Below are 24646 nucleotides of genomic sequence, written 5' to 3'. Positions count from 1 at the left end.
TCGATCGGCAGGTCGAACTGACCCTACTGGCAGTTGACCGAACGCTGCTTGGAAAAGTACCCAAGAGTGCGTGCCCGGAAAGCTCACATGCCGTGCCGGACCCACGCTCGGGCTGGACCCGGCGCCCGCAAGTAACCTCTGCGGCTATGTCCGAACTGAGCACGGCCGCCGCGGCCGGGGAGTCACCTCGCCGGATCTACCTGGTTGCGACGGCGGGTTTCCCGAACTACGGCGACGAGCTGATCACCGCTCACTGGCTCCGCCAGCTCGCCGAGCGGGCGCCGGACGCCGACGTCTGGGTGGACTGCCCGAGTCCGGGCCTTGCCGCCGTGCTGATGGACGGTCTGCACCCGAGGGCCCGGTTCGTGGACACACTGTTCCGGCTGTGCTGGGAGGCGCCGTCCGAGTCACCGTGGGAGGTGGCCGCCTTCGCGCAGCAGGCGGTGGACGATCCCGGTCGGGCGCCGCGCTGGGCCGAGGGTGTCGAGCTGCTGCGCGGCGCGGACGTGGTGCACCTGTTGGGGGGCGGTTACCTGCACGGCGAGTGGCCCCGGCACGTGGGGCTGGTGGCCGGGGCGGTGGCCGCGATCCGCCACTCGGGCGGGCGTGCGGTGGCGACCGGGTTGGGTCTGGCGCCGGTCGCCGAGGGTGTGGCCCCGCTGCTGTGCGGGCTCGCCGACCGGTTCGAAGTGGTCGATCTGCGCGACGAGGCGTCTGGTGCGGTGCTGCGCGCCGGCGGGGTGGGCCATGCCAGCGTCAGCTGCGACGACGCCTGGCTCGGGCTCGGGCCGGGCACGTCGGGGGTTCCCTCGAACTCCTCGCCGGACCTGCCGGAGTTCATGCTGTGTGCCCAGTCCGACATGCTCACCGTCGACCGGTCCCGGCTGGCTGGTCTGATCCTCGAGACCCTGCGGGCCTGGCGGGTGGCCCCGGAGAACCTGGGCGTGGTCGAGGGCATCCCGGGGGTCGACCGTGAGATCTACGCGCTGATCGAGCACCACATCCCGGGCGCCCGGTTCTTCCCGTTCGCCCACATCTGGCGGGACGGCCTCCCGGTCGCGCCCGGCCAGACCTGGCTGAGCACCCGATTCCACCCGCACCTGATGGCGGCCGCCGCCGGGGCCAGCGGGGTGGCCATCCCGGTCAGCCCGGACTACTACCTGACCAAGCACGAGTCACTGATCGCCCAGGGCTCGCGCTGGGGTGTCGCCAAGGAGCTCACCGTCCCCGACCTGCCCACCGCCGGTGGCTTCCCCGCCGAGGTGGTGCGGCGCCAGCACACCGCGAAGGCCGAGCTCGCGGACGCGGTGTACGGACCGGTGGGCCACGGCTCCGGGGTCGCCGCTCGACGGGGACCCGCGCCCGCGAACGACGCGGCGACCGCGCGGAACCGGCTCTGGGACCGCCGCCGGCGGAACGGTTAGCGCGCCCCGTCGCGGAGCCGTTCGCGCTGGTCAGCACGTTTGACCGAGCGCGGACGACCGGGGCGTGCGAGCATGCGGCTGCGGGCTCGCCGATCGTCGAGGAGGACGCGTCGTGAAGCTACCGCCGTTCGCCTACCAGCGTGCGGAGTCGCTGGCGGAGGCGACCTCGCTGCTGGCCGAGCACGGCGCGGATGCCCGGGTGCTCGGCGGCGGCCAGAGCCTGCTGCCACTGATGGCGCTGCGGATGTCGCGGCCGGAGCTGCTGGTGGACATCACCCGCGCGGCCGACCTGACGGGCTACGCGGTCACCGGCGAACGCGTGGTCGTCTCCGCGGCGGTGACCGCCCGCGCCGCGGAGACCAACCCGGACATCCGGCGCGCGCACCCGCTGCTCACCGCCTGCCTCGCCGAGGTCGGCCACGTGGAGATCCGGACCAGGGGCACACTCTGCGGCTCGGTGGCGCACGCCGACCCGGCCGCCGAGCTGCCCGCGCTGCTGCTGGCGCTGGACGGCGCGGTGCGGGTGGCCGGTGCGCGGCGGCGCCGCCGGATCGCCGCGGCGGACTTCCTGCGCGGCCCGTACCTGACCGCGCTGGACGAGGGGGAGCTGGTCGCCGGCGTAGAACTGCCGTGCCTGTCGCCGACCGCGGGCTGGTCGGTGCGGGAGATCGCCCGCCGCCGGGGCGACTTCGCGCTGGTCGGCGTCGTCACGGTGCTCGACGCCGACGCCGGCGGGCGCTGCACACAGGCGCGCATCGCGCTGTTCGGGGTGGCCGCCGTCCCGGTCCGCGCCGCCGCGGCCGAGCGGGCGCTGGTCGGCGAACCACTGAGCCCCCGGCTGTTCACCGAGGCCGCCGGGTGCGCGTTCGACGGCGTGGCCATCCTGGGTGACCTGCACGGCTCCGCGACCTACCGTCGCCGTGCGGGCACCCGGCTGGTGCAGCGGTCCCTCGCCGAGGCGGCCGCCCGGCTGAGCGCTACGGAGGCGGCCCATGCGTGAGGCACACGACCCGGCGCCGGTGCGGCTGACGGTCAACGGGCGCACCGAGACCGGCCGCGCCACCCCGCGCTCCACACTCGCCGACTTCCTGCGCCACGAGCTGGGGCTGACCGGCACCCATCTCGGCTGCGAGCAGGGCGTGTGTGGCGCCTGCACGGTGCTGCTCGACGGCCAGCCGGTGCGCGGCTGCCTCACGCTGGCGGTCCAGGCCGACGCCGCCCGGGTGGACACGGTCGAGGGACTCTCCGCTGAGGGCGGTGGTGACGGCGGTGACGGCGGTGACGGTCGGGCCGCCATGCACCCGCTGCAGGAGAAGTTCTGGGAGCACCAGGCGCTGCAGTGCGGCTTCTGCACGCCCGGCTTCCTGATGGCGGCGGTGGCGGCGGTGCGGGAGCAGCCGTCGATGACCCGGGGACAGATCCGCGACCGGCTGTCCGGCAACATCTGCCGGTGCACCGGCTACCAGCCGATCGTGGACGCCGTGGCGGAGTACGCGGCCGGCCTCGGCCAGCGAGGCGACCGGCCGGATGAGCAGTCGCCCGGGCCGGGGGAGGAGCAGCCATGAGCCTCACCGAGGGCTGGGTCGGCCGACGGGTCCGGCGGGTGGAGGACCCCCGCATCCTGCTCGGCCGCGGCCGCTACGCCGACGACGTCACCCCGTCCCGTTGCCTGCACGCGGCGTTCGTCCGGTCCCCGGTGGCGCATGCCGCGATCACCGCCATCGACGTGGCCGCCGCGCGCCGGGCCGAGGGCGTGCACGCGGTGTACACCGCCGCCGACGTCGACCCGATCTGCCGGTCCTGGAAGGGGCTGCTGGACTGGCCGGGACTGGTGTCCGGCGACCAGCGGCCGTTGGCCACCGGCAAGGTGCACTACGTGGGTGAGCCGGTCGCGGTCGTGGTGGCCGAGAGCCGGGCGCTGGCCGAGGACGCGGTCGAGCTGGTGGAGGTGGAGTACGCCGAGCTGGCGGCTGTCACCGACCCGATCCGCGCGGTCGGCGCCGACTCCGTCCTGGTGCACGAGGAGCTCGGCACGAACCTGGCATTCGAGGGCCGCTTCGGCGGCGGCGACGTCGAGGCGGCGTTCGCGGGGGCCGCGGAGGTGGTGGAGATCGGCATGTCCACCGCGAGGCACACCGCCACCGCGATCGAACCGAGGGGCGCGGTCGCCGAGTCGACCCGGTCGCCCGCGCGCTGACCGTCCGGCTGTCGACCCAGGCGCCGCACCTGCTGCAGTCCACCTTCGCCGAGCTGCTGGGCCTGCGGGAGAGCAGCGTGCGCATCCTCACCGACGAGGTCGGCGGGGCGTTCGGCATGAAGGCGCACGTGTACCCGGACGAGCTGGCAACCTGCGCGGCGACCATTCTGCTGGGGCGCCCGGTCAAGTGGATCCAGGACCGGGTCGAGGCGCTGCAGTCGGACACCCAGGCGCGCGACGAGCGGGTGGTCGCCGCGCTGGCACTCGCGGCGGACGGCACGATCGCCGGGATGCGCGCCGAGGTGGTCAGCGACGGCGGTGCGTTCTCCGTCTACCCGCGCACCATGGTCACCGAGGGCATCCAGGTCGCCACGATCATGCCGGGGCCGTACCGGGTGCCGGTGTACCGCGCGCACCTGCGGGTGGCCATCACGAACAAGGCCCCGCTCGCGGTGTACCGGGGCGTCGGCCACCCGGTGGCGATCCTGGTGATGGAGGCACTCATGGACGAGGCGGCCCGCCGGCTCGGGCTGGACCCCGCGGAGCTGCGCCGCCGCAACCTCATCAACCCCGACGAGCTGCCCTTCACCTCGGTCACCGGGCACGTCTACGACAGCGGGTCGCACCAGGAGTCGCTGCGCGTGCTGCTGCGCGACATCGCGCCCGGGACGCTGGCGGAGCGCAAGGAGCGGGCCCGGGACCGGGGCGCGCTGCTGGGTGTCGGGCTGGCCTGCTTCGTCGAGGTGACCGCGCCCGGGGTGGCGTTCTACGGCGCCCGGGGAGCCCCGATCACCGCGCACGACCAGGTCGAGGTGCGGATGGAGGCGGACGGCTCTGTCACCGTGCTGCTCGGCACCCCCGGCCAGGGACAGGGGCTGCACACCACCGCGGCGCAGGTGGTGGCCGATCACCTCGGCGTCCCGTTCGACCGGATCACCGTGCTCAGCGGCGACACCAAGACCGTCCCGCACGGCACCGGTGTCTGGGCCAGCCGCTCCGCCGTGGTCAGCTCGGGCGCCGCCGCGTCGGCCGCCCACCAGGTCAGGGACCGCCTGCTGGCCATCGCGGGGCACCTGATGGAGGCTGACCCGGCGGACCTGGAGCTGGTCGGCGGCGAAGTGCGGGTGGTCGGGGCGCCCGGCACCCGGATGGACGTCGGCGAGGTCGCCGAGGTGGCCCACTGGCGCACCCAGAAGCTGCCGCCCGAGCTGCGGGTTGGGCTCTCGGTGGTGGGGGAGTACGTCGGCCCCAACGTCACGTTCAACAACGGCGCGCACGCCGCCGTCGTGGAGATCGACGAGGACAGCGGCCTGGTGCGGCTGGTCGACTACAGCTGTGTCGAGGACTGCGGGGTGCTGATCAACCCGAGCATCGTGGACGGCCAGATCCGGGGCGGCGTGGCGCAGGGCGTGGGCGGCGCGCTGCTGGAGCGGCTGTACTACGACGAGAACGGTCAGCTGCTCACCTCGACCCTGCTGGACTACCTGTTGCCGGCCGGCCCGGACCTGCCGGACATCCACATCTCGCACATCGAGACGCCCAGTCCGATCACCATGCTCGGGGTCAAGGGCGCCGGCGAGGCGGGTGCCGCCGGAGCTCCCGCCGCCGTGCACAACGCGGTCAACGACGCCCTGGCGCAGCGCGGCGCCCGGGTGTGGCACCAGCCGATCACGCCGGAACGGGTGCTGCGCGCGCTGGACGAGGCCGCCGGGCGGCCGTGGCCGGAGCCGCCGGACGACCCGACCCTGCCGACCCCGGAGGAGGCGCCGTGACCACGGGCGAGGACCCGGCCAACCTGGCGGCGGGCGACTGGCCGGACGACGAGGTGCTCGCCTCGCCGGTGGACGGCCCCACCAGGGCTCCGGCGAGCACCGCGCTGCCGCGACCGGGTGTGTCGCCGACCGTCCGGTGGGTCGCGGTCGGCGCGGCGCTGGCCGGGGTGGCGGTGTTGTTCCGGCTGTTGCGCCGGGTGCTCGGCGGCGGCTGACACCGTAGCGTCGGCGCGGACCCACCAGCATGCTCGGGCTCGCGAGGGAGCCCCGGAGCGAACTGCCCCGGGGCTCCCTCTCGACAGGTCGTGCTCGTTCCTGCCTCGCTTACCCGTTCACTACTCGCTACTTGACCGAGCCTACTTGACCGAGCTCACACCGCCGCGGCTGTTGTTCCGCTTCGCGGGCGCGGTCCGGTCCGCCGGCGCGGTCCTGTTCGCGGCCTTGCGGGTGACGCTGCGGGTGTCGTGCGCCGCCTCGTCACCGGCCTCGACGACCGACTCGGCCAGCTCGGTGCTCGCCTCGCTGACGGTGGCCGCGGTGTCCCGAGCCACCCGCTGGGTGCGGCGTGCGGTCTTCTCGCCGACCGAACGGCTCTCGAAGCTCACCACCTTGAGCACCTCATCGCCGGCGTCGTGCAGCTCGTCGACGAGGTTCTCCAGCTGGCGGTCGAACCGCTTGTTGGTGTCCTCGATGGTGCGCAGCGCACGGGCGACGCGAGGCTCGGTGCGGATGCGCTCCGCGGTGTCCTCGCCACGCTCGGCCCACTCGTTGTAGGTCTTGCGGGCCCGGTCAGCGGCCTTGTCGGCACGCTTGCGCAGCTCGTCCCCGGTCAGTCGGTCCGGCAGCTCGCGCAGCGTGTGCACCGCGAGGTCGCCGGCACCGAGCCAGGCCAGCACCGGGGTGCGGACCAGGTCGAACTGGGCGTTGACGAACTTGTTGGTGCGCGAACGGGCCTTGCGGACGTCCGCGGAGGTCGGCAGCGTAATAGCCATTGAATGATCACCTCTCTGGGAGTGGACTGGTGTCCGCGACGGCTGCTGTCTCAAACGCCGCGGTCGAGGGGACGGGCCTGTGACCCGATGGGCCAACCCGGTTCAACCCGGGGGCCAGGTCATTGCTGTCCTCGCTCGACCAGCTCGTGTATCTGACAGCAACGACACTAAGCCATCGTGCTAGCTGTAGCAAGCGCTGTGCTTGCGCAGGTGGGGTGGCACTTGACACGTTTACCGGATCGCCGTCGTGACCTGCGGACGGATCGGGCCTCTTGCGCCCCGGTGATCAGGGGGCGTCGAGCGCGGGGTCGCTGTGCTGGCTGATCTGGTCGGTGCTGAACACGGGCATCGGGATGGTCGGCGGGATGCCGACGTCCTCGTAGTTGTGCCCGTTCGCGGCGATGTAGTCCTCGTTGCCGAGGGTGAACGTCCAACCGTTGGGCAGCTTGCGTTGCATGTCGTCGGCGAACACGCCCTGGGTGTTCATGCCGACCAGGCTCGGTGCCGGGGTGCGCGCCAGCATCGCCTCGGTGAACGTCTCACCGGCGCTGACCGTCAGGTCGCTGATCAGCAACCGGACCGGCCCGGTGTAGCGGGGGCCGTCGAACGGGGTGACGGTGACCGGCCGGAGCCGGCCGTAGCGGCTCGGGTCGTTCGGGTCGTTGCGCGCCTTCTTGCTGTAGGCGAGGTACGCGGTGTTGGTCAGCCGCGACGCGAGCTGCAGCCCCAGTTCGTCGTCGCCGCCGGTGTTGAAGCTGACGTCGACAATGAGCTCGTGCCAGGCCTTGATCCGGGCCGGGGTGAAGATGGCATCCAGTGCCTTGGCCAGTATCGCGCTGTTGTCGACGAAGACGTTCTGGTCGCCGCCGTAGCTCTCGAAGGCGGTGAGGCGCAGGTAGCCCCGCCCACCGGGCAGGTCCGCGTAGGAGATCTTGTTGTTCGCGAAGTTCTGGATGTTGGTGACGCCGAGGTCCTGGCTCAGGTGCTGGTCGACCGCGGTCGTCGCATCCTTGCGCGACACCTCGTCCTCGTCCCGGGTGCCCGCTCGTTTGCCGGCGTACGAGTCGCCGCCCGGCCCCTCGAGATAGGCGTGGGCGTCGTCGAGTGGCTTGATCATCTCGACGAGGATCTTGTACAGCTCCTTGGGCGAGGTGGACGCGGTCACCATCGGCCGGTACTTGTCCCGCACGGCGTTCCAGTCGATGTTCTTGCGGACCGTGGAGTTGTAGTTCTCCTTGAAGGTGGCCCAGAAGACGTCGAACACCGTGAGCGGGTCGTTGGGCACCGTCTTGGTACAGGCGTCCGGCAGGGCGGGCAGCGGCAACAGATCGATGTCCGCGGCGGTACCCAGCAGGCGGAGCAGGCCGTGCCCGTCGGCAGTCCGGCGCAGGGTCTCCACGGCGACGCCCTTGTTGCCGAACTGCACGGTGCCGTCGGGGGCGGCCTGGCCGAGCTGGTCCGCCGTGTTGTTGGGCAGGCAGCTGAGCTCGGTGGTGTCGAACGTCTGGGCGTGCCCGCCGTTGACCGCGATGACCCAGCCGTAACCGTCGGTGCGCCACACGCCGTCCACCGGGCCGGCCTGGCCGGTGGACGAGGTCTGGGTACCGGGTATGGAGCACGCGGCGAGGACCATGGTCAGCACCGCCACCACCACTGAGCTCAAGGACGGCCGCATGTTCACCCACACTATGTGGCCGGCCGGCTTCTCGCCGTGAACCTGAGAGTCCGCTGGCACCGGTCGGCCGACGGTGTTTAATGCCGGCGTGACGCAGCGCACCGTGCCGCGGTGCGTTACCGGGCGGCGACGGGCCGGCGCCCGGCGTCAGCGCGAGGAGTGCAGCCGCACCACGCCGACGCTGACGTCGGTGAGCCCGTCGTCGTCGAAATCGCGGCGGAGGCGGTCCGCCTTCAACGTGGCGCCCATACCGTCGTACGGACCGTGCGCGTCGACCTCCCCGGTCTGCGGGTCGACCGCCAGAACGATGTAACCGTCGCATAGCCCGAGTTGTTCCGCGGCGGCAATGAGCTCCGCGTTGGCGTGCATGTGTTCGCTCACGCCATCACCTCCTGAAGACTGGCTGATGCTGAGTACATCGGGCGAGGAGGAGGTGGCGTATCAGTCGTTACCCGATACCACCCGGTAGGGGCGGAACTGAAATCGTCCGTGCACCCCGGCCGGGTTACTCGACCGTCGCCGCGATCTTGTCCAGCGTCCCGGCCAGCTGCTCGGCCGAGACCCGAGGGAAGAACGCCTCGAAGTTCGGGTCCTTCACCCCGGTCCAGTCGTAGGTCTGCGTGACCTCGGTGCCGCCGTCGACCGGATGCAGGTCGTAGGTGTAGGTGTGTCCGCTGGCCTCGATGTCACCGAGTTGCCCGGCCAGGGCGCAGGACGGGTCGACGGCCGGGCCCCAGCCGATCCGGGCGCTCGGGATGAAGGCGGTGACGGTGTTGACCATCCGGTAGTCCCCGAGGTCGGGCTGGTTCATGTTCATGGTGAAGGCCTGCCCGATCGCGGCGAGCGGCGGTGTCTCGCCGGCCAGGCCACGCAACATGCCCGCACCGTCGAGGTCGGTGTGTCGGTTCGGGTCCGCGAGCAGGGCGAAGATCTTGTCCGCCGGCGCGTTGATGACCTTGCTGGCTTGCAGCTTCTTCGAGGTGTCCACGGTCTGCTCCTCCGTCGGGTCGTACTTGCCGGTCGGATCCGTCGTGCGCTCGCCAGTGTGTCCCGGGTCACATATTGGCCTTCCTCGTCGGCCAGCGCTACCAGGTGAGAGGTGACCACGGCTTCGTAAGGATCTCGGCGACCAGCAGGGCCTAGTGTCCTGAGTCGGCACAGGACCTCTGACTCAGGACACTGGCTTCGTACCGAGGACAGACCGACGGAGAGCGGGGGACGAGCTTCAGATGGTCGTACTGGTCGTGATCGGCCTGCTCGCCGGCGTGATCACGAGCATCTCGCCCTGTGTGCTGCCGGTGCTGCCGGTGGTGCTCACGGCGGCAGCGGGTCGGGGCACGGCGGCCGCCGGGTCGGGGACGCCGGCCGATGCGCCCGCTCGGCGGGTGCGGTCCTGGCGGCCGTACGGCGTGGTGGCCGGCCTTGTGCTCAGTTTCAGCGTGTCGACGCTGTTCGGCTCGCTGCTGCTCAGCGCGCTGCACCTGCCGCAGGATCTGTTGCGCGACGCCGGCATCGCGGTGCTGGTCGTCATCGGCCTCGGCCTGGTCTGGCCCCGCCTCGGTGAGGTGCTGGGGCGCCCCTTCGCCCGGTTGCCGGGGCTCAAGGTCGACCCCGACAGCAACGGCATCGTCCTCGGGCTCGGTCTCGGTCTGCTCTTCGTGCCCTGTGCGGGGCCGGTGCTCGCGGCCATTGCCGTCGTCGGCGCCGCGCACCAGGTCAGCTTCGGTGCACTGCTGCTGACCGCGTCGTTCGCGGTCGGGGTCGGGTTGCCACTGCTGGCACTGGCTCTGGCCGGTGAGGCGATCACCCGCCGCGTCGGCGGCCTGCGGCGGCACGCCGCGCGCTTCCGGGTTGCCGGCGGTGTGGTCATGATCCTGATCGCCGCGCTGATCGGCCTGAACCTCACCGACGGCCTGCAGCGCCAGGTGCCCGGTTACACGGCCGCGCTGCAGAACCTCGTCGAGGGCAACTCCGCCACCACGAACCAACTGCACCAACTGGCGAGCGGCGGGACGGGGGGAGCCGAGGGGGCCGAACCCGGTGCCACCTGCGTGGCGGGCGGCGCGTCGCTCGTCGACTGCGGCCCGGCGCCCGAGCTGACCGGCATCACCGGGTGGCTCAACACCGCCGGCGGTGCGCCGCTGAACCTGGCCGGCCTGCGCGGCAAGGTCGTGCTCGTCGACTTCTGGACCTACAGCTGCATCAACTGCCAGCGCACCCTGCCACACCTGTCGGCCTGGTACAGCTCGTACGAGAGGGCGGGGCTGGTCATCCTCGGGGTGCACACCCCGGAGTTCGCGTTCGAGCACGTCACCTCGAACATCCGCGAGCAGGCACAGGCCCTTGGCGTGCGGTACCCGATCGCGATCGACAACGACTACGCGACCTGGAACGCCTACCACAACCAGTACTGGCCGGCGGAGTACCTCATCGACCCCAGCGGGACGATCCGGCACGTCAGCTTCGGCGAGGGGGACTACGCCACCACCGAGGAGCTCATCCGGCAGCTACTGGTGGAGAACAACCCCGACGGTGCGCTGCCGCCGTCGACCGACGTCCCGGACACCACCCCCGCCGACCAGTTGACCCCGGAGACCTACCTCGGTTACCACTACGCGCCGCTGCGCATCAGTGGTCCGGTGCCGACACCCGACGCACCGAGCGCCTACCGGTTCCCGTCGGCGCTGACGCCGGGCACCTTCGCCCTCGCAGGCACCTGGAGCGCCGGCCCGGAGGCGCTGACCGCCGGGCCCGATGCCCAACTCGAACTGAGCTATCGGGCCGACGACGTGTACCTCGTGCTCGGCGGGCACGGCACCGTCACCGTGCGAGTGAGCGGTCAGCCGCCCTCGGTGCTGGCCGTCGACGGCGTCCCACAGCTCTACCCACTCGTCACCCGGGCCGGTGGGCGGAGCGCGGTGCTCAGCCTGAGCGCCAGCCCGGGCGTCCAGGCCTACGACTTCACCTTCGGCTAGGAGCGCCCTGGACGTAGTGGGGCGGTGCCTTGGACGGCCGAGGTGGTGGCTGAGTTATCGGTGACCGGCCGATCGTCTCAGGCCCCTGGCCTGAGGGTTGATGATGCGTCGAGGTCAACCTGAGTCCGGTTTTCGTCGAAAATACCGGACTGACGTTGGTTCTCGGTGCCAGTGGACGCACCAGGTTCGACACCAGGCCGGCCTGTCGATGACGCGGCGTTACCCCCAGCGTCACGGCGGTGGCCGTGTCCCGTTCGGAGGCTCCTCGGTCGGCCCGTCACGGTGCTGCCCTGGCATCGGCGACCGGGGCGACCGGGGCGACCGGGGCGTCGGTAACAGCGGCGTCGGTAACAGCGGCGTCGGCAAGAGCGGCGTCGGTAACAGCGGCGTCGGTAACAGCGGCGTCGGCAACAGCGGCGTCGGCGAGGTGCCCTTTCGCCGGCGCCGCGCCGTCGCTCTCCGCCGTCGGTAGCAGCAGGGTGAAGGTCGGTGGCGACGGCGTGGTGAGGCGCAGCCGACCGCCCTCGGCCTCGGCAAGGCTGCGGGCCAGCGCCAACCCGATGCCGTGTCCGGCGGCGCCCGCCGCGCGCCGGGTGAACAGCTGGTCGGTCGGGATGGTGACGCCGGCGCCCTTGTCGGACACGTCGATGGCGAGGGCCTGGCCGGCGTCCCGGATGGCCACGGTGACCCCTCCGCCGCCGTGGCCGACGGCGTTCTCCAGCAGCACGGTGAGCACCTGGCGCACCGCGGCGGTGGACGCCCTCGCGGTGGGCGGGTCGGCCGGGACGGTGATGCGCAGCGCGCGCCCGTCAGCGGCCAGCCGCGCCGCCCAGGTGTACTCGAGCTCGGTGAGCAGCGGGGTGAGCTCGAGCAGGTCGGTGCTCCGGGTCGAGTCCCTGGCCAGCTCGAGCAGGTCCTCGATGGTGGACTGCAGGCGCTCGGTGTCGTCGATGGCGGCGCCGATCGCCGCCCGCAGGTCCTGCCCCGGGGCTTCCAGCGCGACCTCCAGCCCGAGCCGCAGCGCGGTGAGCGGTGTGCGCAGTTGGTGTGAGGCGTCGGCGGTGAACGCCCGCTCCCTGGCCAGCAGCTCGTCGAGGCGTGCGGCGGTGCTGTTCAGTGCCACGCTCACCGAGTCGATCTCGGGAATGCCGGCCGGGTGTGCGCGCACGCTGAAGTCGCCGCCGCCCAGTGCGTGGGCGGCGCTGGCCAACTCCTCGAGCGGGCGGATCAAGCGGGCGGCCAGCATGCGGGCTACCAGCCACACCAGCAGGACGGCGACGGTGCCGAGGGCGGCCATCAGCAGCCAGGCCTCGGTGATCCGGGTGTAGGCCTCGCTGTGCGGGGTGGCCGCGCGGACCACCCCGAGCACCGGGCCGTTCGCCGAGATCGGCAGCGCCAGCACGATCTCGCCGTTCGCCTCGCCGGAGGTCTCGATGCCGGCCTGTGCGGCGTGGGTCAGCGCGTCGGCCTCGAGCGGCCCGCTGCCCGAGATCCGGTGGCCGGCGGTGTCGTAGAGCCCGAGGTCGGTGCCGTCCTCGGTCTCCGGCATGGCGCCCGGCGGCTCGTTCCTGGCCAGCCTGATCGACGAGGACACCGCCGCGACATCGGCGACCTGTTCCAGCTCGCTGCGCTCGTCGTCGAGCAGGTACTTGGCCACCGTGCCGGCCAGCGGAATACCGAACAACGCGATAGCGAGCACGGCCGCGAGCGTGGCCAGGCCAACGATCCGTCTGCGCATTTCGGCGATTCTGCCCGGTGGGCGGCAACCGGGCCTGTGTGCGGGTCCTGCGCTGGCTGTGCGTTTACCCTGCGCTAGTGATCTCGGCGCGCGCTACCGGCGGCGCGGCGGGCCGAGGAGGCGCCGGCCGGTCTGCAACTCCGCGACCGTACGCAGCGGCCCGAGCAACAGCGGGGCGCCCGCGACCGTGAGTGTCACCGTGGCGAGCACCGCCGGCCAGGTCAGCGAGGTGGGGGCGATCACCCCTCGAACCAGCAGGTACCCGCCCAGCTGGGCGGCGGTCAGCAGCCCGAGCGTGAGGCTGACCCAGCAGGCGCGCAACGACCATCGCTGCGCGCCGGCCCGCACCCTGGGGTAGCGCCAGATTCGCCCGGTGCACCCGATCAGCAGCGCCGCCAGTGCCGCCACCAGCAAAGTAGCGGTGCCGGCGAATTCCCCGACCCTGTCGAAGAACAGGATCGTGTGCGGCTCGGTGCGGTCGGTCCACGGTTCGGCGGGGCCCGCGAGCAACACGCCGACCCAGGTCGCGCCGCCGGCGAGACCCAGGAGCAGCAGCGCCAGGCTGAGGCGGCGCAGGTGCGGCCGGACCAGCTCGACGCGCAGTGCGCCGGCCACCCGGTCTGCCGGGCCGAACCCCGCCAGCGCCCTGGCCTCGGCGGAGCGCGGCTGCGCGCCGTCGGTGACCTGCTGCTCGATGTCGCAGAGCAGGTGATCCCGCAGCTCGTCGAGCAGGTCGGTGGCATCCGGTTCGACCGGCCTCGGCCAGGTCTGGACCTGCAGCCTCGACAGGTAGCCCTCGAGAGTGCTCTCGGACTCGGGCCGGGTCATGTCGGGCTACCCGGCGAGGGGTGCGCGGCCGGCGGCTCGAGGAGCGCGCCGATCGTGGCCACGAAGTCGCGCCACACGCCGCGCTCGTCGTGCAGTGCGGCCCGACCGCGATCGGTGAGCTGGTACTCGCGGCGGCGCCGGCCGGGCCCGCTGGTCCAGATGCCCAGGATCAGGCCGGCTTCCTCGAGTCGGCGCAGCGCCGGGTACAGCGTGCCGCTCTCCAGGTCCACCGTGCCGCCGGTGCGCCGACGTAACTCGGCCATCACGGCGAACCCATGTGCCGGTCCCGCCTCCAGCGTGGCGAGCAGTAGTGCATCGAGATGACCTTTCAATGCCTCAGCTCGCACGCTGTGATCCCCCCACCTCGATCGAGCTCCTCGGCAGCCGGTTGAGATCGTGCCGCGGTTCACCCTACGGCGTCTCCTTGCCCGGTCAGCACGGGTTGTGACGTGCTGGCTGAGATCTTGGTGACGGGCTCGCCCGGCTCCTGGTGCTGGGCACGGCCCCGCTGAGAACGTGGGCCGGCCCGATTCGGCCGGCGCCGAACCGTTCCCGGCCTAGCGTCGGGGAATGGTCACCACAACGACGTCGGCTGAGTCAGCGCTGTGCGAGCGGAGCAGGGAGGCAGAGGCCTTCCTCGACTCCCGCCAGCACACCGGGCCTGAGGTCGTGAGCGCATGCGAGGGTTGGACCGCCCACGAGGTCACCGCTCACCTGGCCGCCGCGGCCGCCGAGGTCACCCGCCACCTGCTGCCCTACCTGGCCGGCGAGCCGGTGCCGCGGACCCGGACCTTCGAGGAGCGCGAACCCGCGTACCGCGAGCTCGGTGATGCCGAGCTGCTGGCACGGCTCGAGGCCGAGGAGCGGCGGATGCGCACGGTGATCGGCCAGGCGCTGGCGCGCGAGCCGGACGCGGTCGTGCCGTGGACCGGGCGCCGGATGGTGGTGGCCAAGTTCCTGCCGCACCTGCGCAACGAGTTCGCGATCCACCGGTGGGACCTCGTCGGCGACGACGACATCAGCGACCAACTGCTGGGCCAGCCCGAGCTCACCGAGCACGCCGTCGGGGTGCTCGGTCAGATCCTGGTGCGGCGCGGGCGGGAGCGCGACCCGAGCCCCGAGTGCGACCTGCACGTGCGGCTGCGAGCCGACGGCGCGCCCGATGTCCGGCTCGTCGTCGAGTCGGGGCAGGCCGGCCTGCACCTGAGCGACTCGCCGGCGGACGAGCCCTACGTCGAGCTCGACGCCCCGGCCCGGACCCTGGTCATCTGGGGGCGCCGGCCGGAACAGCGCGGGCGGTTCCGCAGCTACGCCGACCAGCCCACCCTGCATCGGTTGCAGGCCCTGCTCGCCGGCTACTGACCACTCCTGGCTGACCGACTGGTTGGACCGAGCCGGCGCATGCCACCCTGTCCGACCATGGGAGAGAAGCGGAAGGTGTCGTCGTCGACGAAGATCGCGGCACCGCCCGAGGTCGTGTACGCCTTGGTCAGCGATCTGTGCCGGATGGGCGAGTGGAGCCCGGAGAACACCGGCGGGCGATGGGTCGGCGGTGCCTCCGGCGCGGCCGAGGGTGCGCGGTTCAAGGGCACCAACCAGTGCGGCGCCAAGAAGTGGTCGACCACCGTGACGATCACCGACGCCACCGCGCCGACCAGGTTCACGTTCATCAACAAGGTCGGTCCCAAGATCGTCGCCGAGTGGAGCTACCGGATCGTCCCGACCGACGGCGGCGCGCGCTGCAAGGTCACCGAGACCTGGACCGACGGCGCCGGACCGATCATGTCGATCCTCGGCAAGGCCATCACCGGCGTCGAGGACCGTGCCGCGCACACCAGGTCGATGATCGAAACGACCCTCACACGGCTCAAGGAGACCGCGGAATCCGGTCACTGAGCGTCACGGGCTGAGGATGGCCTCAGCCGCTGGCCGGATCGCGCGTGACCCCGGCCCGACGTGCTGGGACGCTCGACGGGGAGTGCCGCGGTCCCGGCGCTCGACACGTCGCGGTGACGCGGGGCCGGCCGGTCACCGCAGCGATGATCGGCGCTCTGGCCAGGCGTTACCCGGCTCGCGCCGACGCGGCGGTCGGCACTGGGTCGGCCCGGCGCGGGAGTGTGGCCGACCGTGCCCGGCAGCCGGCGGGCGGGCCGCCGCAGCCACATAGCATCGGTGCGCGGTGGTTCCCGGCGGCTCACCCATAGGTGGCCAAGCTTGTGCGAGATCGTTACGTCGCACCGCCCCTTCTCGTTGACCCCATTGCGCAGGCCGGCACCCGGTGGACGGCTCAGTGTGTCAACCGAAGGGAACTGCACGTGTTGAAGAAGGCCATTATCGCTGCCGCGGTCGCCGCCGTGGCCACGCTCGGAGTTGCTGGAATCGCCTACGCCGACACCGGTAGCGCCCACAGCACTCACAGCGCCAGCCACAGCCCCACTGTCCGCAGTGACAGCACCGATAGCACCGACAGCAGCAGCAGCGACACCGCGGACGACAGCACGTCGTCCAGTGACGACGCGACAAGCGACGACAGCTCCGGTGACGACAGCAGCAGTGACGACAGCGGCAGCAGCGACAGCGGCAGCAGCGACAGCGGCAGCAGCGACAGCGGCAGCAGCACCGACAGCGGCGGCCTCCTCGGCCTCTGACGCGCCCCGTGCGCGTCACGTGCTCCGGTGACCAACGCGGGTTGGTCACCGGAGCACTGTCGTGTCAGCTCTCGATCTCGCCGCCCCGGCCCGACCGGCGGGTGCGCGGCCTCAGCCCCTCAGGTCGGCGTGGTGGCGCGCGGCCACCTCGGGATGCGACCGGAACCAGCCCTTGAGTGCGTTGTCGCCGAACCGGGGCAGTAGCGGGTTGTGCTCGGTTTCCGTGACACCCGGTGCGTGCGCGGCCAGCTCGGCGGTCAGCGGCACCGGATGCAGGGTGGCGTCCAGCCGCGGTGACCAGAAGAAGCCGATGGACTGACGGGTAGCGCCCGGCGCACAGGGCAGCACCCGGTGCACCGTGGAGACCAGGTAGCCGTGGGTGGCGACCTCCAGCATCTCCCCGACATTCACCACCAGCGCCCCGTCCAGCGGTGGCACGTCGACCCAGTCCGGTGAGCGCGGCGGCCGCGCCTGCAACCCGCCCGTCGAGTCCTGCAGCAACAGGGTCAGGAACCCCCAGTCCGCGTGCGGGCCCACGCCCTGCGCGTGCGGGCCGTCCGTGTCGGTGCCCACGTAGCGGATCAGCTTGCCGAACCAATGCGGGCAACCGGCGAAGGCGTCGTCGAAGTGGCTCTCGGGTAGCCCGAGCGAGACCGCGAGCGCGCTGGTCAGCTCGGTGGCGACCTCGGCGAGCAGTCCGCCCAGGCCAGCACGACGCCGCGCAACTCGGGCAGCGCCGTGTCGGGCCACTGGTTCGGGCCCTGCAACAGCCGGTACGGCGCGTCCCACTCCGCGCGGGGCAGCGGCGACTGCTCCGGAGCGAAGTCGAGCTGCTCGCGCGCGTCGGGTCGGCCGGCGGTGATCTCGTGCCCGAGCCGGGTGTAGCCGCGGAAATGCGGCGACAGCCGGTTGTCGAGCGCGAGCCGCTCGGCCGGGGGCAGCGCGAAGAACCGCCGGGTCACCTCCGACAGCTCGCTCAACCGCGCCGCCGTCGCCCCGAAGTCGGTGAGCTGTAGGAACCCGACCTCGTGCAGCGCGGTACGCAGCCGCCGCAGGAACACCGGATCGAACCGCCCATCGGCGCCGCGCGCCTCGTCGAAGCGCAGGACGGGGATAGCGGCGGAGTCGGCGGAACCACGCATGCCCAGGAGACTAATGGGGCCGCGGCGGGCGGGTCAGCCGTTCGCCTTGAGGCCGAGCCGGCGGCGCCAGTCGTGCAGCCCGAGCAGTCGGATCACGCGGCCCATGATCCTGGACTTGGCCGGCGTGTAGGGGTACCAGTTCATCTCGCTCTTGAGCGAGAGCCGCTCGCTGACGAAGGCCTGGTTGCGGCAGTACTTGCGTACCGAGTACGGGCCGCCGAACCGGGCGCCGAGGCCGGAGCTCTTCCAACCACCCATCGGGAGCGGGAACTGGAACACGCTGGCCAGGACGTTGTTCGCGGTCACCCCGCCGGTCTCCAACTGTCGTGCGACCCGTTCGGCGCGCTCCGGGTCGGCGGTCCAGACGCTCCCGGCCAGGCCGTAGGGCGAGTCGTTCGCGAGCCGGATCGCCTCTTCGTCGGTGTCGACCTTCATCACCGGCAGGGTCGGTCCGAAGGTCTCCTCGCGCATGCAGTCCATGGTGTGGTCGACGTCCACGAGCACCGTCGGCGGGTAGTAGAAGCCCTGCTCACCGCGGGTGCCGCCGGTGAGTACCCGGGCACCTTTGGCGACGGCGTCCTTGACGTGGCGGTCCACGATGTCGACCTGGGCCTCGGTCGCCATGGCCCCGATGTCGTTGCTGTAGCTCTTGTCGGTGTCGGTGCCCTGGCGGATCGCGGCCGCCTTCTCGGTCAGCTTCTGGACGAACTCGTCGTAGACCGGTGCCTGGACGTAGACCCGCTCGACGGAGATGCAGGCCTGGCCGGAGTTGAACAGGCCACCCCAGATCGCACCGCCGACCGCGCGGTCGATGTCGGCGTCCGCCAGGACGATCATCGCGTCCTTGCCGCCGAGCTCCAGGCTGGACGGGATCAGCCGCTCGGCGGCGCGGATGCCGATGGCGCGCCCGGTCCGGGTCGAACCGGTGAACTGGATCATGTCGACCAGGTCGACCACCGCGGCGCCGGTCCCGCCGAGCCCGGTCGCGCAGGCCAGTACGGGCGGTGCGCCGATCTCCTCGCGCCAGCCCCGGACCGCCTCGGCCCAGGCCAGTGGCGTCACCTCGGAGGGTTTGCTGAGCACGGCGGCACCGGCCATCAGCGCGCCGGGGACGTCCATCATCGGCATGCCGAGCGGGAAGTTCCACGGGGTGATGACGCCGACCAGCTGGTACGGCCGGGCGTGCACCCGCAGCCTCTTGGTCGCCTGGGACGCGCTGTGTGGGCGGTGGTCCTGGTCGGCCAGCCACTTCGCGCCGTGCTTGGTCACGTAGTTGATCACCTCGACCGCGACCATGGTCTCGATGGCGGTGTCACCCCACGACTTGCCGCTCTCCCGCTGGACGAGCTCGAGCAGGCGCTGCTCGTTGTCCATGACCCAGTCGAGCCAGGACCGCAGCGTCTTCGCCCTGCCATCGGGCCCCAGGTCCTCCCAGGCGGGCTGGGCCGCGCGCAGCTCCGCCGCCATCACGGCCACCTGCTCCGGCGAGTGGTTCGGCAGCGTGCCGACCACCCGGTTGTCGGCCGGGCCGTGCACATCGAAGAACTCCGCGCCGGACGGTGTGGGCGACTGCCCGGTGGTGCCGGTCTCCGTGCTCAGGGCCATCGAAACGCACTCCTATGCCGATCGTCCGGTCGCCGAGGCGGGACGTTCGGGCAGAGCTGCACCGCCCACGGCCTCGGGCCCAGCGGCATTCGTGGCCGGCCGAGCGGATCAAGTCTAGAGGTAGACAGTCCGCCGTAGGACCTTCGTGGGCCCTCGATATATAACTTGTTCTAGTCTTGCTCTAGTCTTCGTCCAGCCGGAAGCCGACCTTGAGACCGACCTGGAAGTACTTCACCTCGCCGTTGTCGCCGATCTGCCCGCGTACCTCACTGACCTCGAACCAGTCGAGGTTGCGCAGCGTCTTGGACGCCCGGGAGACGCCGTTGCGGATGGCCGGCTCGATGCCGTCCGGGCTGGTGCCGACGATCTCGGTGACGCGATAGGTGTGGTCCATGGGGGCGGACGCTAGCGCTGGAGCGGGCGTTGCGCTCGCCCTGAGCCCCGGCTTCGGGACGCCAAGGAAGGGGCCGACCTCAACCGGAGGCCGGGGGAGTCTCCTCCGGGGCCGCCTCGGTCGGGGGCGGGGGGAGCGGTGCGGCGCCGATGGCGGAGTTCAGCAGCCCGGTGTTGGGGATCCGGAGGACACCGCCGTCGTCCGTGCTCAGAGTCGCGTAGATCAGCCCCAGCTCGATGACCAGACCGTCGAGCGGGCCGCCGAGCGCGCCGGAGTAGACCCTGATGCGCTGTCCCACGGTGACCGGGCGGGCCATGAGCAGGACGAGGCCGGCGAACAGGTTGCTCAGCGGCTGCTGGGCGGCGATGCCGACGATCACACCGGTCAACGCGCCGCCGACGAGCAACTGCTGCAGCGGGATCGTCAACAGCCCCATGACGCCGAAGAACACGACGAGGTAACCGAGCAGCTGACACAACACCTTGGCCGCCGCGCCGGCGCCGAGACTGGCACGACTGGCCGCCTTCGACACCTGGTTCGCCGCGCTGCGGGTGGCGATGACGCCGAAGATCACGAATGCGACGGCCAGCCCGATCACGATCAGGCGCTCGCGCAGTTGGGGCGCGTGCAGCCCGCCGAGCTCGCTACCCGCTACCAGCGCCGCCGCGGCGAGGACGAACCCCACGAGCGCGCGACGGAAATCTGGGCGCAGCCGGGCCTCCAGGACCTCGAAGGCCTCGACCGCGCCGTTGTGTTTGCGCAGCCACACTCGGAATGGGGACACGGGTTCATTGTCGAGGAGTGCGCTCGCGGGCCGGGCGTGCACCCCGGCCTGTGCGCGGCCGTCAGCCGGTGACCAGCTCCGTGCTCACCGGCGTCGGGTTGGTGAACAGGTCGAGCACCGGGCAGTGCTCGTCCACCGCGGCGTGCAGCTCGCGGTACTGCTCCGGTGATGCGGGGCCGGTGAGCCTGACCTTCACCCGCACAGCTCCGAGGCCGGGGCGGACGCCGTCGCGCAGGCCGAGGAACCCCCGTACGTCCAGGTCGCCCTCGGTCTCGACCCGCACGTCGTCGAGCGGGATGTCCAGCTTGGCGGCCCAGAACCGGTAGGTGACCACCTGGCAGGAGAGCAGCCCGGCCAGGGCGGTCTCCACCGGGTTGGGGGCGGAGTCGACCCCGCCCAGCGCGGGCGGCTCGTCGACCTGTACCTCGTGGGTCCTGATCTGGATGTCGGTGGCCACGCCGGAGTCGCCGCTGCCGGCGGCGTGGAACACCACGCTCGCCTTGGCGGCGTCATCGGACGTCGCGGCGGCGGTGGCGTCGATGATCCCGCGCAGGGCCGCGGCGCGGTTCGCGGAGTTGGCTGTGCTGCTGTCCGTGCTGCTGTCCGTGCTGCTGTCCGTGCTGGTGTCTGTGCTGGTGTCTGTGCTGGTGTCTGCAGTCGTCTCGGTGCTCATCGCGGACGGACCTTTCACGCTCGGCTGACGGTGTACCGGGGTTGGCTCAGCGCGAGCCCGGACAGGCACAGGTGCAGACGAGACCGTTGTCCACGTGTCGGCGGCGCACCAGGAGAACGTCGCCAGCCATGCGCTGTTCGTACCAGAGTCGGCGGCGGACGGCCAGCAAACGGAGTAACTGTCAGTCGAAGGTCAGGAGGGGTTTGCCGCCGTGGGCGGGGGCATGGGCGGCCTCGGTGGTGGCCGGCGCCGATGTGGGCGCGATGGCCGCCGCGCTGCTGGCGGACCCGACGCTGGTCACCGAGCGGACGCTCATCGCCGGAGCGGCGGTGCGGCTCGACCACGCGGGCATCGCCCGGGTCCTCACCGAGGTGACCGGCCGGCCGGTGCGCTACCGGGTGCGTGAGCCCCCCGCCGGCCGTTACCGAGCTGCACACGGTGCAGGTTCGCGGCGCGCGAATCCTGCCTGGTGTGCAGCTCGGTAACGGGGCAGCCGCGCACCGTGCAGGGCGGTGGTCAGCTCAGTCGGACCAGCGAACGACCCTGTGAGCCGCCGGCGAGGATGGCGTCCAGGACCGGCCCCAGGCCGTCGAGGTCGATCTCGGTGCCGCCGATCTGGTCGAGTCCCTCCGGGCGCAGGTCGGTGGCCAGCCGGTGCCACAGCTCCCGGCGCCGCTGGATCGGCACCGCGACCGAGTCGATCCCGAGCAGGCTCACACCGCGCAGGATGAACGGGAACACCGTGGTCGCGAGCTTCGTGCCACCGGTGTTGCCGCTGGCGGCGACCGCTCCGCCGTACTTCAGGGTGCGCAGCGCGTAGGCGAGGGTGTCGCCGCCGACGCAGTCCACCGCGCCGGCCCAGCGCTCGCGCTCGAGCGGCTTGCCCTCGGCGCTCGTCTCCGCGCGGTCGATGGTGGCGGCGGCGCCGAGGTCGAGCAGCCACTGGGCGCTCGCCGCCTTGCCGGTGGAGGCGACGACCTCGTAACCGCGCTTGGCCAGGATGTTCACTGCCACGCTGCCCACGCCGCCGGTGGCGCCGGTGACCAGCACCGGCCCGGTGCCCGGGGTGAGCCCGTGGCTCTCCAGCGCGGCGACCGACAGCGCGGCGGTGAACCCGGCGGTGCCGATCGTCATCGCCTCGCGGGGTTGGAGCCCGTCGGTCAGCGCGACCACCCACCCGGCGGGTACCCGGGCGTACTCGGCGAAACCGCCGTGGTGTGCCACGCCGATGTCGTATCCGTGCGCCAGCACGGCGTCACCCGCCATGAGGCCGCTGCTTCCGGGGTCGATCACCTGACCGGCCAGGTCGATGCCCGGCACCAGCGTGGGTAGCCGGGCGACCTTGCCGCCGGCGGTGGAGGCCAGCGCGTCCTTGAAGTTCACCCCGGACCAGGCCACCCGGATCACCACGTCCCCGTCTCCGAGGCTGTCGACGTCCAGGGTGCGAACCTCGCGGACGACGTCCCCGTCGCGTTGCTCGGCGACGAAGGCGCGGAATTGGGTCGGCAGATCGGGCACAGCGGTCCTCCAGGAGCGGCGTGGTCTCGGGCGGCGTGGTGTCAGGCGGCGTGTGTCAGGCGGCGTCTTGGGTGGCGTGGTCTCAGACCCTGCACAGTCTGGCCCGGCCGACCGGGTTCCGCGATCCGCCGGAGCTGGTCACCGGCGCCGACCCGCTCGACTGGGTCCTGAAAGCGAACGCAAGTGGTAACTTGGAGTAATGGCGTACGGCGATCTTGAGCATGAGCCGTGCTCGATCGCGCGCCCGGTCGCGCTCCTCGGTGACCGTTGGACACTGATTGTGCTGCGCCAGGCGTTCGCGGGTGTCCGGCGGTTCGAGGAGTTCCAAACGACCGTGGGGCTGTCGAGGTCACTGCTCTCGGAGCGGCTGGGTCGGTTGGTCGAGGCCGACATCCTGGAGCGGAGCGCGTACCGCGACGAACGCCGGACCCGGCACGAGTACCGGCTGACCGACAAGGGCCGGGACCTCTATCCGGTTCTGATGGCACTGCGGACCTGGGGCGACAAGTACCTGGCGCCGGACGGGCCGTTCCAGGTGTACCGCCACCGGGACTGCGGCGGCCGGGCGGAGCTGCGCCACGTCTGCGACCAGTGCGGCGCCCAGCTCTCGGTGCGTGACGTGTGTGTGGAGGCCGGGCCCGGCCTCGAACGGAGCTGATGTCCGACCGCACCCGACGCGGGGCCCCGGAGCCGGCCGTCCTCAGGCGGTGTCCGCGCCGAGGTTGGTGAGTATCCGGTCGAACACGGCGACCAGCGCGTCCTGCTCCTCAGGCGTGACGAGGTCGAAGAAGTAGCGGCGCACGGTCTCCACGTGTTCGGGAGCGGCGGCCACGATCGCGACCCGGCCGGCGTCGGTCAGCCGCGCCACCGACCCCCGGGCATCCGTGGCGCACTCCTCGCGGGTGAGCAGGCCGCGCTTCTCCATCCGGCGGAGCTGGTGCGACAGCCGACTGCGGTCCCATCCCGTGCTGGCGCACAGCTCGCGCGGACGCAGTGCACCGTCCGGAGCCTCGGACAGCGGTACCAGCACCGAGTAGTCCGCCCCGGACAGACCTGAGCTCCCCGCGAGCTGACGCTCGACCGCGCCCAGCAGTTCCCGCTGCAGGTCGAGGTAGGCCTGCCAGACGTGCGCCTCGCGCTCGTCGAGCCATCTCGGTTCCGCCATCACGCGACCATAATCGGAATTTGTTGACGTATCAGCTATGGACCGGTGCAGCTAGGGAGCTCGACGGCGGATCCGTGTCGGGGCCCGGCGGGTGCGGGGCCGGCGGGGGCGTGGGCACCGGGTCGGGCAGCGGCTCGGGGATCGGCGGGCGGCCCGGGTCGGGAGGGGTACCCGGGTCGGGCGCCGGACCCGGGCCCGGGTCCGGCGTAGGCGGGGGTGTGGGCACCGGGCCGGGCGGGGGTGTGGGCATCGGGCCGGGCGGTGGCGTGGGCATCGGGCCCGGGGTGGGCGGCGGTGTGGGTAGCGGCCTCGGGGGTGTCGGCACCGAATCCTGGCTGACGCTCATGGTTGCGGGAGTACCCGCTGGCGGCTGTTCCACGCGCCGGGAGCCCGGATTGGCAGCGGCCCCACCCCGTCCGGGTTGCCTAACCGGCCGGTTCGCTACCGCTGGTCTTCATGTCGCCCCAGGGCAGCGCGGGGTCGTTCGTCTGCGTACGGAATCGAACAGACCCGGGCGGTGTCAGCGCTAGAGCTTGATCATCGGCGCCGGTCGCAGGGGTGCCTCCCGCAGGCCTCGACCGAACGCTTTCAGCAACATCGGCCGGAAGCCGTTGGCCGGGTATACCGAGGTCAGCTCCCGGTACCGGTCGCGGGACACACCGGGGGCGGGGATCAGACCGGCCGAGACATCGGTCAGGTCAGCGCGGCGGAACGCTTCGACGAGTGGGTCGTCGTGACGGGCCCGACGCAGCCGGTGGTGCTCGCTGATCAGGCTGGACACCAGCTCCGCGTGCGGCTGGTCGGCTTCGTCCAGCTCGGCCGCCGCGCGGCGCACCGAGGGCGGCAGGTAGTCCCAGGTCCCGTCGAACCAGATGCCGGCGTCGTGGAAGAAGCCGGCCACGCCGAGGGGTACCGCGACGTCTGCCGGGACGTCGCACTGCAGTCCGACGACACCGATCACCCGGTGCACATGGCCCCGGTAGACCGGCAGATCCGGCCCGAAGACCGAGCGGTGGCGTTCGAAGAGCTGGTCCGCGGTGTCGTGGGCGCGGGCGATCGATGTGGTGGGCACGGTGCTCCAGAGGCGGGGGATCAGAACGTCGGCGTTGATCATGG

28 protein-coding genes are annotated in these 24646 nt (G+C 71.9%); 10 read left to right on the top strand and 18 right to left on the bottom strand.

Going from position 1 to position 24646, the window contains the following annotated elements; all coding sequences use genetic code 11:
* Nucleotides 1-146: 146 nt before the first annotated feature.
* The 6 genes from ACTXG6_RS29140 to ACTXG6_RS29115 all read left to right on the top strand — a co-directional run bounded on the left by ACTXG6_RS29140 (nucleotide 147) and on the right by ACTXG6_RS29115 (nucleotide 5608).
* Nucleotides 147-1424 (top strand): polysaccharide pyruvyl transferase family protein, encoded by a 1278-nt coding sequence (locus tag ACTXG6_RS29140; protein WP_445182599.1) that lies wholly within the window; start codon nucleotides 147-149, stop codon nucleotides 1422-1424.
* A gap of 112 nt (nucleotides 1425-1536) precedes the next feature.
* On the top strand, nucleotides 1537-2424 hold the full coding sequence (locus ACTXG6_RS29135) for an FAD binding domain-containing protein (protein ID WP_445182598.1): 888 nt from the start codon (nucleotides 1537-1539) through the stop codon (nucleotides 2422-2424).
* Complete coding sequence (locus ACTXG6_RS29130; protein WP_445182597.1) at nucleotides 2417-2989, top strand: (2Fe-2S)-binding protein; 573 nt, start codon at nucleotides 2417-2419, stop codon at nucleotides 2987-2989. Before ACTXG6_RS29135 ends, ACTXG6_RS29130 begins: the two co-directional genes overlap by 8 nt.
* Complete coding sequence (locus ACTXG6_RS29125) at nucleotides 2986-3621, top strand: xanthine dehydrogenase family protein molybdopterin-binding subunit (RefSeq protein ID WP_445182596.1); 636 nt, start codon at nucleotides 2986-2988, stop codon at nucleotides 3619-3621. The genes ACTXG6_RS29130 and ACTXG6_RS29125 overlap by 4 nt, the downstream gene beginning before the upstream one ends.
* Nucleotides 3618-5393 (top strand): xanthine dehydrogenase family protein molybdopterin-binding subunit, encoded by a 1776-nt coding sequence (locus ACTXG6_RS29120; RefSeq protein WP_445190127.1) that lies wholly within the window; start codon nucleotides 3618-3620, stop codon nucleotides 5391-5393. The genes ACTXG6_RS29125 and ACTXG6_RS29120 overlap by 4 nt, the downstream gene beginning before the upstream one ends.
* Nucleotides 5390-5608 (top strand): hypothetical protein, encoded by a 219-nt coding sequence (locus ACTXG6_RS29115; RefSeq protein WP_445182595.1) that lies wholly within the window; start codon nucleotides 5390-5392, stop codon nucleotides 5606-5608. Before ACTXG6_RS29120 ends, ACTXG6_RS29115 begins: the two co-directional genes overlap by 4 nt.
* Before the next feature lie 141 nt (nucleotides 5609-5749).
* On the opposite strand, the gene ACTXG6_RS29110 is transcribed toward ACTXG6_RS29115, so the two are convergent.
* From ACTXG6_RS29110 to ACTXG6_RS29095, 4 genes are all read right to left on the bottom strand, one after another.
* A complete protein-coding gene (locus ACTXG6_RS29110) occupies nucleotides 5750-6385 on the bottom strand; it encodes a hypothetical protein (RefSeq protein ID WP_445182594.1) in 636 nt (211 codons plus the stop codon).
* 286 nt (nucleotides 6386-6671) lie between these two features.
* Nucleotides 6672-8060 carry a S41 family peptidase gene (locus ACTXG6_RS29105; RefSeq protein WP_445182593.1) on the bottom strand — a complete coding sequence of 463 codons (1389 nt, stop codon included), beginning with the start codon at nucleotides 8058-8060 and terminating at the stop codon, nucleotides 6672-6674.
* A 147-nt stretch (nucleotides 8061-8207) separates the two neighbouring features.
* Nucleotides 8208-8441 (bottom strand): hypothetical protein, encoded by a 234-nt coding sequence (locus ACTXG6_RS29100; protein WP_445182592.1) that lies wholly within the window; start codon nucleotides 8439-8441, stop codon nucleotides 8208-8210.
* 124 nt (nucleotides 8442-8565) lie between these two features.
* Nucleotides 8566-9048, bottom strand: coding sequence for an SRPBCC family protein (locus tag ACTXG6_RS29095; protein WP_445182591.1), 483 nt, complete (start codon nucleotides 9046-9048; stop codon nucleotides 8566-8568).
* A 241-nt stretch (nucleotides 9049-9289) separates the two neighbouring features.
* On the opposite strand from ACTXG6_RS29095, the gene ACTXG6_RS29090 reads away from it, so the two are divergent.
* The gene (locus tag ACTXG6_RS29090; protein ID WP_445182590.1) at nucleotides 9290-11035 is read left to right on the top strand and encodes a cytochrome c biogenesis protein DipZ; all 1746 of its coding nucleotides are present in this window, start codon (nucleotides 9290-9292) and stop codon (nucleotides 11033-11035) included.
* A 277-nt stretch (nucleotides 11036-11312) separates the two neighbouring features.
* Here ACTXG6_RS29090 and ACTXG6_RS29085 read toward each other — a convergent pair whose 3' ends face one another.
* The 3 genes from ACTXG6_RS29085 to ACTXG6_RS29075 all read right to left on the bottom strand — a co-directional run bounded on the left by ACTXG6_RS29085 (nucleotide 11313) and on the right by ACTXG6_RS29075 (nucleotide 13948).
* Entirely contained in the window at nucleotides 11313-12773 is a 1461-nt protein-coding gene (locus ACTXG6_RS29085) for a histidine kinase dimerization/phospho-acceptor domain-containing protein (protein ID WP_445182589.1), read from the bottom strand.
* A gap of 93 nt (nucleotides 12774-12866) precedes the next feature.
* Nucleotides 12867-13601 carry a permease prefix domain 1-containing protein gene (locus ACTXG6_RS29080; protein ID WP_445182588.1) on the bottom strand — a complete coding sequence of 245 codons (735 nt, stop codon included), beginning with the start codon at nucleotides 13599-13601 and terminating at the stop codon, nucleotides 12867-12869.
* Nucleotides 13598-13948: a PadR family transcriptional regulator gene (locus tag ACTXG6_RS29075; RefSeq protein ID WP_445182587.1), complete on the bottom strand. Its 351-nt coding sequence runs from the start codon at nucleotides 13946-13948 to the stop codon at nucleotides 13598-13600. The genes ACTXG6_RS29080 and ACTXG6_RS29075 overlap by 4 nt, the downstream gene beginning before the upstream one ends.
* A gap of 223 nt (nucleotides 13949-14171) precedes the next feature.
* On the opposite strand from ACTXG6_RS29075, the gene ACTXG6_RS29070 reads away from it, so the two are divergent.
* Together ACTXG6_RS29070 and ACTXG6_RS29065 are read left to right on the top strand one after the other, a co-directional pair.
* The gene (locus ACTXG6_RS29070; RefSeq protein WP_445182586.1) at nucleotides 14172-14963 is read left to right on the top strand and encodes a maleylpyruvate isomerase N-terminal domain-containing protein; all 792 of its coding nucleotides are present in this window, start codon (nucleotides 14172-14174) and stop codon (nucleotides 14961-14963) included.
* A gap of 57 nt (nucleotides 14964-15020) precedes the next feature.
* The gene (locus tag ACTXG6_RS29065; RefSeq protein WP_445182585.1) at nucleotides 15021-15497 is read left to right on the top strand and encodes an SRPBCC family protein; all 477 of its coding nucleotides are present in this window, start codon (nucleotides 15021-15023) and stop codon (nucleotides 15495-15497) included.
* 517 nt (nucleotides 15498-16014) lie between these two features.
* On the opposite strand, the gene ACTXG6_RS29060 is transcribed toward ACTXG6_RS29065, so the two are convergent.
* From ACTXG6_RS29060 to ACTXG6_RS29020, 9 genes are all read right to left on the bottom strand, one after another.
* On the bottom strand, nucleotides 16015-16221 hold the full coding sequence (locus ACTXG6_RS29060; RefSeq protein ID WP_445182584.1) for a hypothetical protein: 207 nt from the start codon (nucleotides 16219-16221) through the stop codon (nucleotides 16015-16017).
* Between the two features lie 139 nt (nucleotides 16222-16360).
* The gene (locus ACTXG6_RS29055) at nucleotides 16361-16999 is read right to left on the bottom strand and encodes a 2OG-Fe(II) oxygenase family protein (protein WP_445182583.1); all 639 of its coding nucleotides are present in this window, start codon (nucleotides 16997-16999) and stop codon (nucleotides 16361-16363) included.
* Nucleotides 16918-17391, bottom strand: a complete 474-nt coding sequence (locus ACTXG6_RS29050; protein ID WP_445182582.1) for a 2-oxoglutarate and iron-dependent oxygenase domain-containing protein — start codon at nucleotides 17389-17391, stop codon at nucleotides 16918-16920. The genes ACTXG6_RS29055 and ACTXG6_RS29050 overlap by 82 nt, the downstream gene beginning before the upstream one ends.
* A 33-nt stretch (nucleotides 17392-17424) precedes the next feature.
* Nucleotides 17425-18996 (bottom strand): aldehyde dehydrogenase family protein, encoded by a 1572-nt coding sequence (locus tag ACTXG6_RS29045; protein ID WP_445182581.1) that lies wholly within the window; start codon nucleotides 18994-18996, stop codon nucleotides 17425-17427.
* Between the two features lie 181 nt (nucleotides 18997-19177).
* Entirely contained in the window at nucleotides 19178-19390 is a 213-nt protein-coding gene (locus ACTXG6_RS29040; RefSeq protein WP_445182580.1) for a dodecin, read from the bottom strand.
* Between the two features lie 79 nt (nucleotides 19391-19469).
* Nucleotides 19470-20174, bottom strand: a complete 705-nt coding sequence (locus ACTXG6_RS29035; protein WP_445182579.1) for a mechanosensitive ion channel family protein — start codon at nucleotides 20172-20174, stop codon at nucleotides 19470-19472.
* A gap of 61 nt (nucleotides 20175-20235) precedes the next feature.
* Nucleotides 20236-20847, bottom strand: a complete 612-nt coding sequence (locus tag ACTXG6_RS29030) for an OsmC family protein (RefSeq protein ID WP_445182578.1) — start codon at nucleotides 20845-20847, stop codon at nucleotides 20236-20238.
* Nucleotides 20848-21028: 181 nt separating this feature from the next.
* Complete coding sequence (locus ACTXG6_RS29025; RefSeq protein WP_445182577.1) at nucleotides 21029-21199, bottom strand: hypothetical protein; 171 nt, start codon at nucleotides 21197-21199, stop codon at nucleotides 21029-21031.
* A 164-nt stretch (nucleotides 21200-21363) separates the two neighbouring features.
* The gene (locus tag ACTXG6_RS29020; protein WP_445182576.1) at nucleotides 21364-22365 is read right to left on the bottom strand and encodes an oxidoreductase; all 1002 of its coding nucleotides are present in this window, start codon (nucleotides 22363-22365) and stop codon (nucleotides 21364-21366) included.
* A 199-nt stretch (nucleotides 22366-22564) separates the two neighbouring features.
* Here ACTXG6_RS29020 and ACTXG6_RS29015 point away from each other — a divergent pair, with 199 nt between their 5' ends.
* Nucleotides 22565-23023: a winged helix-turn-helix transcriptional regulator gene (locus ACTXG6_RS29015; RefSeq protein WP_445182575.1), complete on the top strand. Its 459-nt coding sequence runs from the start codon at nucleotides 22565-22567 to the stop codon at nucleotides 23021-23023.
* Between the two features lie 42 nt (nucleotides 23024-23065).
* On the opposite strand, the gene ACTXG6_RS29010 is transcribed toward ACTXG6_RS29015, so the two are convergent.
* On the bottom strand, nucleotides 23066-23530 hold the full coding sequence (locus tag ACTXG6_RS29010; protein ID WP_445182574.1) for a MarR family winged helix-turn-helix transcriptional regulator: 465 nt from the start codon (nucleotides 23528-23530) through the stop codon (nucleotides 23066-23068).
* Nucleotides 23531-24056: 526 nt separating this feature from the next.
* Nucleotides 24057-24602, bottom strand: coding sequence for a hypothetical protein (locus ACTXG6_RS29005; protein WP_445182573.1), 546 nt, complete (start codon nucleotides 24600-24602; stop codon nucleotides 24057-24059).
* Nucleotides 24603-24646 lie beyond the last annotated feature (44 nt).

The organism is Pseudonocardia sp. Cha107L01 (genome assembly GCF_052566575.1).
This window is presented reverse-complemented; position numbering and strand designations above follow the sequence as displayed.